This is a genomic window from Allorhodopirellula solitaria (genome assembly GCF_007859855.1).
Lineage (GTDB): Bacteria > Planctomycetota > Planctomycetia > Pirellulales > Pirellulaceae > Rhodopirellula > Rhodopirellula solitaria.
In genome coordinates this window covers 241,066-253,833 of sequence record NZ_SJPK01000002.1, presented here as the reverse complement: position 1 = coordinate 253,833, position 12,768 = coordinate 241,066, and the positions used below count along the sequence as shown (strand labels likewise).

8 protein-coding genes are annotated in these 12,768 nt (G+C 58.8%); 7 read left to right on the top strand and 1 reads right to left on the bottom strand.

The window, feature by feature from the left end:
- Positions 1-679: 679 nt before the first annotated feature.
- Entirely contained in the window at positions 680-1,825 is a 1,146-nt protein-coding gene (locus tag CA85_RS04310) for an acyl-CoA desaturase (protein WP_146390084.1), read from the bottom strand.
- 242 nt (positions 1,826-2,067) lie between these two features.
- On the opposite strand from CA85_RS04310, the gene epmA reads away from it, so the two are divergent.
- The 7 genes from epmA (at position 2,068) to CA85_RS04275 (ending at position 12,729) form a co-directional block, all read left to right on the top strand.
- Complete coding sequence (gene epmA, locus CA85_RS04305) at positions 2,068-3,069, top strand: EF-P lysine aminoacylase EpmA (protein ID WP_246112493.1); 1,002 nt, start codon at positions 2,068-2,070, stop codon at positions 3,067-3,069.
- Between the two features lie 109 nt (positions 3,070-3,178).
- Positions 3,179-4,987, top strand: coding sequence for a divalent metal cation transporter (locus tag CA85_RS04300; protein ID WP_146390082.1), 1,809 nt, complete (start codon positions 3,179-3,181; stop codon positions 4,985-4,987).
- A gap of 391 nt (positions 4,988-5,378) precedes the next feature.
- Positions 5,379-6,833: a PQQ-binding-like beta-propeller repeat protein gene (locus CA85_RS04295; RefSeq protein WP_146390081.1), complete on the top strand. Its 1,455-nt coding sequence runs from the start codon at positions 5,379-5,381 to the stop codon at positions 6,831-6,833.
- 39 nt (positions 6,834-6,872) lie between these two features.
- Positions 6,873-7,460, top strand: coding sequence for an ECF-type sigma factor (locus CA85_RS04290; RefSeq protein ID WP_146390080.1), 588 nt, complete (start codon positions 6,873-6,875; stop codon positions 7,458-7,460).
- Positions 7,461-7,546: 86 nt separating this feature from the next.
- Entirely contained in the window at positions 7,547-8,857 is a 1,311-nt protein-coding gene (locus CA85_RS04285) for an APC family permease (RefSeq protein WP_146390079.1), read from the top strand.
- Positions 8,858-8,859: 2 nt separating this feature from the next.
- Positions 8,860-11,097, top strand: a complete 2,238-nt coding sequence (locus tag CA85_RS04280; RefSeq protein WP_146390078.1) for a serine/threonine protein kinase — start codon at positions 8,860-8,862, stop codon at positions 11,095-11,097.
- Positions 11,098-11,832: 735 nt separating this feature from the next.
- Entirely contained in the window at positions 11,833-12,729 is an 897-nt protein-coding gene (locus tag CA85_RS04275; protein ID WP_146390077.1) for a dienelactone hydrolase family protein, read from the top strand.
- Positions 12,730-12,768 lie beyond the last annotated feature (39 nt).

Below are 12,768 nucleotides of genomic sequence, written 5' to 3'. Positions count from 1 at the left end.
ACTTGGATCTGCGTTTGGCGCAGTCGACCGAAACGACACCAAAGTGAGAGGGACCGACCGCCTCGACTCGCTGCTGAATCACCCCAGCTGGCTTGCCGATGTAACGGGCCTGATTGGATTTTGACGATTTTGACGAACGTTTCTTGGTGGCGATTGCCATATCGGAGTTCCTTGATTGAAGGGGAAGTGAATTCCTTCAATGAAAGCACTCAGAATGCGCCCCTGGTAGTTATTTAGGCTAACTTGGGGACATACCAGGCCTGGCTCTCGTATCCAATGATCGTTCAAAAATGCGTCCCTGACGAACAAACGCTCGCCAGGGACCGACAACACCATTGGCGTACCGCTTTTGCAGGGAAACGCTGGCGACCGAGATAACCCTTGCCAAGCCAGCACCTCTGCAAAGCTCGGCTCCGTATCTCCCGGCAGTGCCAGTCTAACATTGATAATCACATCCCACAAATAAATCCTTGGATACTGGAGCCATGCCTTGAAAACCTCGGGCCCACGCTTCCGTCGGATGAGCCATATTTTTGCCTCAGCGCAATTCGCATGCTGACAGCTTTGTCGACCGACGGCTCCGACCGTCGCGAGAAGGGCAGGCGCCGGATTGTTTAGGGGTGGGGCAGCTCAGACGGGCGGAGCCGTCTGGCTACTTTGTAAAAACAATAGTCTTGGACTACTTGGCGTCCGCTTTCTTTGCGGCGGCGGCAGCTCGTTTTTCCGCTGCGGTGCGGTAGTCGACGACGTCCCAGACCAGGCCGAGGGCGCGAAGCAGGCGAATCGATTGCCAGGTGATGTCGAACTCCCACCATTTGTGACCGTGTTTGGCCATGCGTGGGTAGGCGTGGTGGTTGTTGTGCCAGCCTTCGCCGTAGGCGACGATTGCGACGAGCCAGTTATTTCGGCTGTCGTCGGTGGTTTCGTAGTTCTGGTAGCCGAACATGTGCGAGGCACTGTTGACCATCCAAGTCGCGTGCAGCACGAAGACGAGTCGTACGAACATGCCCCACAGCAGCATCGACATCGCCATGTAGAATCCGCCGAAGTAGTAGCCGCCTGCGAACAAGGCCAACGACGCGATGATATGAATCGGCAGGAACAGTGTATCAAACGCTCGCATCACGGGATCACGGTACAAGTCTGGAGCCCAACGCTTGAGATACTCCTTACGATCACCGGCGTGAGTGTGGAATGCCAACCAAGTAATGTGGCTCCAGATGCCGCCATCGTGAGGCGAGTGAGGATCCCCTTCCTGATCGCTGTGAGCGTGGTGCTTGCGGTGGTCGGCCACCCAATCCAAGGGCGAGCCTTCGCCTGCGAAGCAGCCAATGCCTGCGAATAGGTAGCGAACCCAGTTGTAAGTCTTCATGCCCGTGTGCGTCAGCAGGCGATGGTAGCCGAGGCAAATCCCCAGACTGCCCGCGACCCAGTGCAAGACGAAAGCAGTCACGACAGCTTGCCATGTGAAATAAAATGGGGCGGCGAGACACGCCAAGTGAGCCATCCCCAACCAACCGATGGCCCAGTAGCTCAGGTTGTCCTTGCGAACACGCTCCTCTTTGGTCGGACGAGCCATATCTCGCTTCTTGGCTGCCTTCTGATCGACGAGCGACGAGAAACCATCGGCATCCTCGGCGGCAGGGCGGTGTAACCCCTCGGCATCCTTCAACCGGCCGCCGTCCTCGAGTCCCGGGCGATTCCAGAGCTCTGCGTCGAGCGGGTCGAGCGTTTCAACTTCACCCTCGTGTGCGACGTCCGAAATGGGGTGATGGTGATGATTTTTGCCACCGCGATTGCGGGATGGTTCGGTAACAGTCGACATGAGAGTGCGATCCTGAACTCGTCGTGCGAAAGGGGAGTGTTAAAACTGCGAGTAGAATACAGCGGCTCGTCCGCTCCCGTGTCACACCGCAGGCACTAGTATGTAACGGCTGTGTAAATGTTTTGGCGACACGCTCGTTGCGACCTTCCCAGCCCCATCGCCAGCCGATGAATTTAGTGCAAAAACCAGTAAATGACGCGTCATTTCCCCTTTCCCGTAGTACCGATCACGAAGCCTGCGAGATGCCCGCATCGACGGATCCCCCATCGAAATTTGACGATTTTCTTGGACAACTGGCCTTGCGTGACCGATTACTGCGGCTCCTCCGCGGCTACTTTCACGAAAAACGATTCCTCGAAGTTCAACCGCCCTGTCTCAGCCGCGATTGTGTGATCGATGCCTATCTCGACCCGATTGGCATTCCCAGCACGGAGTTGGGCATCCCTCAGTCGCTGCAATCCGCCCCATCGCCGAGGTATTTCCTGCAAACGTCAGCGGAATCCGCGATGAAACGATTGCTGTCCCGCGGCGCCCCCTCCATCTTTGCGATCTCGCCAGTCTTTCGCCGTGCGGAGATCGGAGCCCGGCACAACATCGAGTTCACGATGCTCGAATGGTACGAGGTCGGGGGCGACGCGGCCTCTGCGATTGAGTTGCTCGGCAGGCTCGCGTGCCAGGTCTTCGGCAGCTCGAGTTATGAAACGATCAGCTACCAAGACGCTTTTGCCAGCCAGCTCGGGGTGGACCCCGTCGAATCACCGATCGAGCAGTTGAGTGAACGGGTCCGCGGGATCGACGCAAACCTGGCCAGTTCAATCGGCCCGGACCGCGATTCGCTACTGGACGTGTTACTGTCGCAATGTATCGAACCGCAGCTCGGTCGCAGCACACCGACGATCCTGACACGGTATCCGGTCACCCAGGCGGCGTTGGCGCGTCGGTGCGAGGACGACCCCCGATTCGCCCATCGATTTGAACTCTTTTACCGCGGCGTGGAACTGGCCAACGGTTACGACGAATTGCTCGATGCGGACGAGTTGATCCGCCGCTACGAGGTCAACAATGAGATTCGTCGCCGCGGTGGGCGAGAACCGCTGCCGGTCGACACGACGCTGGTCGCTGCGATGCGGCGGGGGCTGCCTCCCTGCAGCGGCGTGGCGGTGGGCGTCGATCGCCTGCAGATGCTCATCAGCGACGCGAAATCCATCGAGGAAGTCATCCCGTTGCCAATTACCATTGCGTGAATAAGCACTCTCCCACGCTCCCCCCAACTCCTGCTATGATTCGCCCCTACGCGATTCACTGCGTGCAATACTCGCCCCTTCGATCCTCCTCAACTAACTTGATTCGCTCATGGCGTCTGTTCCTGAATCCACTCCGCAAGGCCCCTCTGGACCAACGAAAAACCCGCTGACGGGAGGGCCTGCCGAGATCAGTGACAAAGTTCGCGCCGACCGGGAGTTGCTCCGCCAAGCCGAAGCTGACGGCACGACGTGGCGAGCCTATCTCAAATTGTCCGGTCCCGGTTGGCTGCAAAGCGCGATTACTCTGGGCGGCGGCTCACTGGCAGGGTCGCTGTTTCTTGGCGTGCTCGGTGGCACCAGCATGCTGTGGCTGCAGCTCGTCTCCATTGTGCTGGGCGTGGTGATGTTGTCAGCGATTAGCTACGTGACCCTGTCGACGGGCCGACGCCCCTTCGAAGCGATCAACTCGGAGATCAACCCGGCCTTGGGTTGGGGTTGGGTCATCGCCACGGTGATGGCCAATATGATTTTCTGCATGCCACAATTCAGTCTGTGCTACGACGCTCTGGACAGAAACCTGACCTCGCTTGGCAACGGCGGCGGGCTCGGCGGTGATGTGACGACCAAGTGGACAGTCACAATCTGCCTGCTGCTGGCCGCGGGCGGCATCGTGATGCTGAACCTGCGGGGGGGCCGCGCGGCGAAAATGTTCGACATTTTCCTCAAAGGGCTTATCGGCATGATCGTGATCTGCTTCTTCGGTGTCGCGATTCTGCTATTAAGCAAAGGAGAGATCAGCTTTGGCAATATGATGGTAGGAATGATCCCCGATTTCACTCAGTTCGTACGCCCTGCCGGCGACCTTCGTGAGCTGATCGGCGGCTTGGCTCCCGACGCTCAAACCTTCTGGTTGGACCGCTTAATGCCTACCCAGCGAAGCGTGATGATTTCAGCCATCGCGACCGCAGTCGGCATCAACATGACATTTCTACTGCCCTACTCGATGCTGGCGCGTGGTTGGGACCGAACCTTCCGGGGCCTGGCACGATTCGATTTGGCGACCGGGATGGCGATCCCCTTCGTGCTCGTGACGAGCTGCGTGGTGATCGCGGCAGCCTCTTCCTTCCACAACAAAATTGACGATAAACTCGCATCGACTGACGTCGCCGTCATGCAGCAATCTCCGCTGTTCCCGAAGGTGGAAAAGGATCTACTGCATCGCGTTGAGGCGACTCTCGGTGACGCTGCGGAATCGACCGATCAAGCAACGAAACTGCAGATGATGGCAGACTTGCCTGACGCGGAGAAACGTTTGGCGGGAGCTCTCGTTAAACGCGACGCATTTGAGTTGTCTCAAACGTTGGCTCCCCTGTTGGGCCAGAGCAGAGCAAAACTCGTCTTCGGGCTGGGCGTCTTTGGTATGGGATTCTCCACCATCATCATCTTGATGCTGATCAATGGGTATGCATTTCGCGAAATTTCTGGCCGCCCATCCAGTGAGGGCATGTTTGTACTCGGTGTGGCCGTCGCGGGGCTCACCGGCGCCAGCTGGGTGGCGATGTGGACCGATGATAGCTTGCGATTCTGGCTGGCGATCTTCGCCAGTACTTTCGCAGTGATGTTGCTACCGATCGCCTACTTCACCTTTTGGCTGATGATGAACAGCGATCGAATCCTCGGCGCGGACCGACCGACCGGCGGTAGCCGATTGGTGTGGAATGTCCTGATGGGGTTGGCGACTGCCGGTGCTGTCGCGGCCGCCCTGACGTCATTCCTGGAAAAATATCGTGACAAAGCCAACCCGCTGTCCTTCCAGATCGTCGCCACTATCTGGGTCCTTTACGGCATCGCCGTCGTGCTGGGGTTCTGGTGGCGGAAACGACGTGACGCGGCGAAGGCGGTTGAACAGACCGCTTAGCAACACGTCCCTTGACGATCGGTTCTCGCTCGGTTGGCTCAGATCGCTTTGAGACGGCACCGGCCTGCGCCACTCCGCTCGACGCATCCATGGTTCTGCCACTGATTTTGCTCCGCCGCAGCGACCGAAACTTTCCTATCGGAACGGGGTTTGAGCCAAACGCGGGTTTTGCGTCCACTAGGAGCACCCAGCCACCGTTTCGCCTAACCTTGCTACGATTTCGACAAGGGAACTTTCCCGGGCGCTGGACGTACATCGGTTCATACTCGTTTCACCACTGGCTGAGCTCATTGGTGACGGGGTGCACTGGTGACGGGGCGGACAGGACAGATAACCAACGCGATTGGGCCTGGGACCGCGACGACTCACTCCTCCTCCGACGGGATTCCCCATGAAGAAGCTACTTTCGATTGCACTTTGCCTGGGGCTTGTTACCCCTGCGGTGGCCGCCGACCTGAACAGCGACTGGCCGCAATGGCGTGGTCCGTCCGCCTCAGGCTCCGCCGCCACATCGCATCCGCCAACGACGTGGAGCGAATCGGAAAATATCAAATGGAAAGTTGACGTCCCCGGAGTGGGAAGCAGCACCCCCATTGTGATAGATGATCGCGTCTATGTTGCCACTGCCGTCAAGACGGACCGTGTTCAGGGCGGCGCCAACGCGGAGGCAACCACGACCGCCGATGCGAGAGAACGAAGCTCTGCAGAAAATGCACCCGGCCGTGACACGCAGCCCGGCGGTATCCGGCGTGGTGGTCGCCCGGGCGGCGACCGGCCCGAGGGCGGGCGGAGGCCTGGAGGTCGTCGCGGCGGTGGACGCGGTGGCTCGGGCGGTAGTGCGGCTCCCACCCATCTCTACGACTTCGCTGTCATTGCTTACGACCGAGCCACGGGCGACGAGATTTGGAACACCACCCTGACGTCCCAAGTCCCTCACGAAGCCGGTCACAATACCAACACATTCGCTTCGTTCTCACCGGTCAGCGATGGCGAGCGTCTTTACGTTTCGTTCGGTTCACGGGGCGTCTACGCTCTGGACTTCCACGGCAAGAAATTGTGGAGCAAAGATCTGGGTAAGATGCAGACACGCAATGGCTTCGGAGAAGGCAGTTCGGCGGCGGTTCATGATGGCAGCGTCGTGGTTCCTTTTGATCATGAAGGCGAGTCCTTCATCGCCGCGCTCGACGCGACCACCGGCGAGGAGCAATGGCGTCAACCTCGTGACGAACGAACGACCTGGGCGACGCCGCTGATCACCGAGTACCAGGGCCGCACGCAAGTGATCACTAACGGTAGCAACCGCGTCCGTAGTTACGACCTCGCGACGGGAGACGTCATCTGGGAATGCGGTGGCCAAGCGGGCAATCCGATACCGACGCCCGTCCGATTCGAAGACAATGTCATCGTGATGACAGGCTACCGCGGCTACGCGATCTATTCCATTCCGCTGAGTGCAACCGGCGATATCACGGACACCGACGTACCGACGTGGGTGGAGGAGGACGCGGCACCCTATGTCTCTTCACCAGTCCTCTATAAAGGGCAACTCTACTTTGTCAAAGCCAACAACGGCTTGCTCGTCTCGCGAGATGCCAAAACGGGCGATTTGCGAATCCGCCCCACCCGGTTACCTGGCGTGTCGACTGTCTATGCCTCACCGGTCGCCGCGGCTGACCATATTTACCTGACCGGGCGAGATGGCACGACGCTGGTATTCAATCACGGTGATTCCTTAGACGTTGTGGCCACGAACAAGCTCGACGAAGAGATTGATGCTTCCGCTGCGATTGTGGGCGATGAGTTGTTCTTGCGAGGGAAGCAGCATCTGTACTGCATCAGCAAGTAAATCGCTGAAGATAATGTCGACTCCTCCTTGAGAATTCCGGTGCCCGAAGTCACGCAAATCCTGCATCAGATTGGCATGGGAGACGCGGCAGCAGCAAGCGAGCTGTTGCCGCTCGTCTATGCGGAGCTGCGTCGTTTGGCGCAGTTCCGGATGCAGCGCGAAGTCGCTGGGCACACCTTGCAACCAACGGCTCTGGTCCACGAGGCCTACGTTCGCTTGGTTAGCAAACCCGCACACGCGGCCGGACCGAACGATACCCAGTGGCAGAACCGGGGACAGTTCTTTGGCGCAGCGGCCGAAGCGATGCGTCGCATCTTGATCGAGAACGCCCGCCAGCGCAAGAGCCTCAAACGCGGTGGCGAGTTTGCCCGTTTCGCGATTGCTGAAGATGATGCCATCGTCGATCCCAATTGCGTTGACGAATTGCTCGACCTCGATGCGGCGTTGAACAAGCTCGCCGACGAGGAACCGGATTTGGCGAGACTGGTTGAGCTGCGGTACTTCGCTGGTTTGAGCGTAGGTGAAACGGCGGATGCGATGGGCGTTTCCAGCCGCACGGTCAAACGCAACTGGTCCTTCGCCCGCGCCTGGTTGGGGCGGCAAATGCATAGCGAAGTCAACCGATGACGCTTTCCTGGCCTCGATGTCGACGGTAAGTCAGATGACGGAGTAAACCGACTTTCTTTCCCCATGTCGCTAGATCACGCCTCACTATGAAGAATTTTGGATTCTGGACGCTCACCTTCCTCGTCGTCGCCAACATGATCGGCGCGGGGGTGTTCACGACTTCCGGATTCGCTCTCGCTGATCTCGGGTCCCCGTGGCTCGTGGTGGTCGCCTGGGCGATCGGCGGCATCATCGCGGTGGCGGGCGCGTTCAGCTATGGATTGCTAGTCAAACGAATGCCTGAATCGGGCGGCGAGTACCTTTTTCTTTCGCGAGCGCTGCATCCCTCAGTCGGATTCATTGCCGGTTGGGTATCGTTGATCGCGGGATTCTCCGGTGCAATCGCATTCGCAGCGACGGCGTTGGAGAGCTATGTGGTCGGCCCTCGCAGCCTGCCGTCCTGGCTGCCTGCCGGTTCGGTCGCCGCAGCCTCCATTGTTCTCGCCAGCACTGTGCATGGCCTGCGGCCACGAGCGGGTGCTTGGATTCAAAACGCGGTCGTGATCGCCAAGCTCATCCTACTCGGTTCGGTACTCGTCTTTGCGGCAACGAAGATCGATGTGATTTCGCAAACTCACGGATCCGTGCCGGCAGAAAGTGCACTGAGTGGATGGCCGCTTGTCGCCGCCATGGCGGGTAGCCTGGTTTGGATTTCCCTGAGCTATTCCGGATTCAATGCGGCCGTCTATGTTGCCGGCGAAGTCAATGATGCCCACCGGCAGGTACCACGAGCTCTCGTTGCGGGCACGATGGTCGTGGTGGTGCTCTATGTGCTACTCAACGCGATCTTTGTTTATGCGCCGAGTCCGGAGAGCATTTCGGGTCAGCCAGATGTCGCTGCGATCGCAGCGCGCGCGTTGGGAGGACCATGGTTTGAGAACTTCGTTCGCTGGACAATCGCGGCCTGTCTGCTGACATCGGTCTTCAGCATGATGATGGCGGCGCCACGGGTCTATGCAAAGATGGCTGATGACGGATTGATGCCAGCCAAACTTCGGTTCCAAGGCGACAGCCCCGTGGTGGCAACGGCAGTCCAGATGGTTCTTGCGATCGCCTTGGTAGCGCTCTCGAATTTGCAGGGGCTGTTGTCCTATCTCGGCCTCACCCTGTCGATCACAGCAGCGTGTTCGGTCGCCTGCCTATTGTTGCCGTCAGTTCGTCGCAAGCCAGTGCTTCATCCCGTCCATTGGTTGCCCATCGCCTACGTCACCTGCACCCTGATCGCGGCGACGATTCTGACCGTTTCTGACCCTTGGCAGATTGTGGGCACGGCGATCACGTTTCTCGCCGGCGGTATTGGGTACTGGGTCGCTCGGTCCCAAATGTCTGCAACCGACCGTTCCAACCGGGGAGTTTGAGCATGCCAATCGGACACGAGCGGACGATTTTCCTAGACGCCCTCGAGATTACGTCGCACGACGAACGGGCTGAATTTGTTCAGCAGGCCTGCGCCGGTGCCCCAGAATTGGTGGCCGAGGTAATCGAATTGCTTCGCGAGCATGAACGTGACGACAATGTAATCGACCGACCGTTGGTCGCGGGCATGATTCCGACCATCAGTCGCTTGGAGCCCCATTCGTCCCGGTTGGGACACAAGACCGGCACGATGGTCGGTCCCTACAAATTAATGGAACAGGTGGGGGAAGGCGGTTTCGGCTTGGTGTACGTCGCCGAGCAGCAACATCCCGTTCGCCGGCGTGTGGCATTGAAGATTATCAAGCCCGGCATGGAATCGCGTGAAGTGATCGCTCGTTTCGAAGCCGAGCGGCAAGCACTGGCGATGATGGACCACGAGAACATCGCCCGCGTGTTCGATGCCGGGATGACCGATGACGGCCAACCCTACTTTGTCATGGAGCTTGTTCGCGGTGTCCGCTTGAACGAGTTCTGTGACAACCATCGACTCGACACGCAAGCTCGACTGCAGCTGTTTGTTTCGATCTGCAACGCGGTCCAACACGCGCACCAAAAAGGAGTCATTCATCGCGATCTGAAGCCATCCAATGTGCTCGTCACGCTGCAAGATGGACGCCCGGTCGCCAAAGTAATTGATTTTGGAATTGTCAAAGCGATCGGACAGAGTCTGACGGACAAGACCATCTATACGCGTCTGGCATCGATGATCGGCACGCCGGCCTACATGAGTCCTGAGCAAGCCGAGATGAGCAACGTGGACGTCGACACCCGTAGCGATATCTATTCGCTCGGCGTGATGCTTTACGAGCTGTTGACCGGCTCGACACCATTCACCCGAGATCGCTTGAACAGTGTCGGCTTCGATGAGCTTCGCCGGATCATCCGCGAGGAGGAACCACCGCGTCCGAGTGCTCGATTCAGCACACTGGGAAACCCTTTATCGACGACGGTTTCGACCAACCGGCGACTGGAGCCGGCCAAGCTGGTTTCGCTGATGCAAGGGGATCTGGATTGGATCGTGATGAAGGCGCTCGACAAGGACCGTAGCAGGCGGTACCCGAGCGCTATCGCGATGGCCGAAGACATCTCGAGGTTTTTGAAAGGGCAACCTGTCGAGGCGCGTCCGCCATCGACAGCGTATCGATTTTCCAAATTCGCGCGCCGCAACAAGGTCATGCTCTTCACGCTGAGCATCATCGCGACCACGTTAGTTGTGGGCACGGCAGTGAGCGTTTGGCAAACTCGCCTGGCATGGAGTGCGTTGCAGAAGGCGCGAGCCGCGGGAGCTGAGGCGACCCAGTCACGCGATGAACTCGAACGCTTTACCGACCGGCTCAAGCGAGCGAATCGTTTGCTAATGTCGGGCCGCGCGCACGCCGAAGCCGACGATTGGGCGAGCGCTTATGCGGCCTACACTGACGCCACCGAGATCCAGCCGCGCTACTTCCACGTTTGGATGGAGCGGGGAGCGATGCTTGCCAAGGTGGGTTTGTGGGAGGAAGCGGCTGCCGATTACGCCAAGGCCGTCGAACTGGGGGTTCCTGTCGATGGGGCTGAATTTCACGGCATCCCTCAACTACTGCTCTGGACCGGTGATGTGGCCGGCCAGCGACAGCTCGCTCAAGAGAGGTCTCAATCGGGAGACAAACGCTCCTGGGGAGCCATTTTGCGTGGACAACTGGTCGGTGAACTCTCGCCCGCTGCGATCGAGCGTTTGATCGACCTGGGAGAGCGATTGTTGCTCGAAGAAGCTGACCCTACGACTGGCCGAGAGCCTCTGCAGTCCTGGATGCCCCTGGGCGCAAAGTTCTACATTGCGGGCTGGGCAAATCTGCGAGGCGGCAATCTCAGCCTAGCCATCGAAAGGCTGCAACAAGCCTACGACGACGCCCCGGATTGGCGTGGCCGCGGGATCAGTTTCCCGTTACTAGCGATGGCTTATCACGAAACCGGCCAAGCAACCGCTGCCATGGAAACGCTCCAGAAATCACAGGAGGCACTGGATGGGTGGTTCCATGAGTCCGTTGAAAATCACCAAGGAATGCCTCCGATTCCCTGGTTCGACTGGGTTGAATTCCTCATCAATCATCGGCAAGCCACCTTGCTCATTCGTGGTGAAATCATGCCCGCCGACCCGCGGCTTGAGCATCAAAGAGCCCTGGCCGAAGCCGCCATTCGGTAGGACAGCAGTTCTTTGGAAAAATCGTGTCCCCCTCCGTGCCTGCATCTCGCATTACATTCCAGATCGGGAGTGGCGTAAGCTTCCAGCTTGCGGTCGGCAACAATCGGTAGCTGGAAGCTTACGCCAGTTCTCAACTCGTCAGCTATTGTTCACCCGACGATTCCCGTTGACTGAAGAACCTAGTCGCCTCATTTTGATTTGATCGCGTGGGCAACGCCGCGCGGTTGCACCCAACCCCGGGGCGATACCCGCGTGGTGATAAAGAGTACGGAGTAGTTTGATGAATCAACCGACCGACATTGAAGTCACTTGCCAGCAAGGTCACGGTTTGCGGGCACCTCGCCGTGCGATCGGCCGAACTCTGCCATGCCCAATCTGCGGTTCCTTGGTCACCATCGAATCTCGCCTAACTTCCATGTCAGATACCGGAATACTCCGGATCCTCGATGACAGGATTGCGACAATTGCATCAAAGCAGGCTTCGCCGGCCGCTGCAGCCAAACGCGACGAGTTATCCGACACCGGCGTGATGCGCATCCTGGGTGACTGTGTGCCATCGGCGAACTCATCCCCATCGTCTAGCGACGCATCGACGCAGGTATGTCCTCGATGTGGATCTCACATTCCCGCAGCAGCTTCCGCATGCCAGCAGTGTGCGTGTTACACTGAACCTGCCCCGGATTATCTCCGCGATCTCTCGAGCCCTCAAAACACGCTTTGATCGGTGCATCCACTATGAATCGTAAAACCGCAGATCAGTTTGACCAACGCCTCCTCGACCTCTATGACGACTACGCCCACGGGCGTTTGAACCGGCGCGACTATATTCGCGGATTGACCGCGTTCGCTGTAGGCGGATTGACCGTCGAAGCTCTCCAAGAAAGTCTCTCGCCCAACTACGCATGGGCCGAGCAGGTCGCCGCGGACGACCCCCGCATCCAGACCGAGACCATTACTTATGACTCTCCCGAAGGCGGTGGAAAGATCAGCGGGTTGCTCGCCCGGCCCGCTAACTCGGCAGGCAAGAAGCTGCCCGCCGTTCTCGTCATTCACGAGAACCGAGGTTTGAACCCCTACATTGCTGACGTCGCTCGTCGGCTGGCCACGGAGGGTTTCCTCGCCTTAGCTCCGGACGCGTTGTCACCCTTGGGCGGCTATCCCGGTAACGATGATGAAGGGCGAGCGATGCAGCGCAAGCGGGATCGCGACGAGATGTCCAAGGATTTCATCGCCGCAGCAAAACTACTCGACTCACACCCACTGTCGACCGGGAAGGTCGGCGCAGTCGGGTTCTGCTACGGTGGCGGTGTCGTCAATCAGCTCGCTGTTGAATTGCCCGATGTGCTCGACGCCGGTGTCCCGTTCTATGGCAGCCAACCCGATGAGGCGGACGTGGCGAAGATCGAAACACCACTGTGTATCCAGAACGCCGAGCTCGACCGCCGCATCATGGCTGGGGCTGAAGCGTTCGATGAGGCCCTCGCCGCCAACAATGTCCCCCATGAGTCTCACGTTTATCCGGGCGTCAATCATGGCTTTCACAACGACACCACTCCCCGCTACGACGAAGCCGCCGCCAAACTCGCTTGGCAACGCACGATCGCATGGTTTGAAAAGTATCTCACCAGCTAAGTTGGGCAGCCCACCCATTGGCAAAACCCGCCAGTTCCC

Excerpts from the sequence above, each read along its gene's own strand:
- CA85_RS04310 (WP_146390084.1), bottom strand. The coding sequence starts at position 1,825 with ATGTCGACTGTTACCGAACCATCCCGCAATCGCGGTGGCAAAAATCAT.
- epmA (WP_246112493.1), top strand. The coding sequence starts at position 2,068 with ATGCCCGCATCGACGGATCCCCCATCGAAATTTGACGATTTTCTTGGA.
- CA85_RS04300 (WP_146390082.1), top strand. The coding sequence starts at position 3,179 with ATGGCGTCTGTTCCTGAATCCACTCCGCAAGGCCCCTCTGGACCAACG.
- CA85_RS04295 (WP_146390081.1), top strand. The coding sequence starts at position 5,379 with ATGAAGAAGCTACTTTCGATTGCACTTTGCCTGGGGCTTGTTACCCCT.
- CA85_RS04285 (WP_146390079.1), top strand. The coding sequence starts at position 7,547 with ATGAAGAATTTTGGATTCTGGACGCTCACCTTCCTCGTCGTCGCCAAC.
- CA85_RS04280 (WP_146390078.1), top strand. The coding sequence starts at position 8,860 with ATGCCAATCGGACACGAGCGGACGATTTTCCTAGACGCCCTCGAGATT.
- CA85_RS04275 (WP_146390077.1), top strand. The coding sequence starts at position 11,833 with ATGAATCGTAAAACCGCAGATCAGTTTGACCAACGCCTCCTCGACCTC.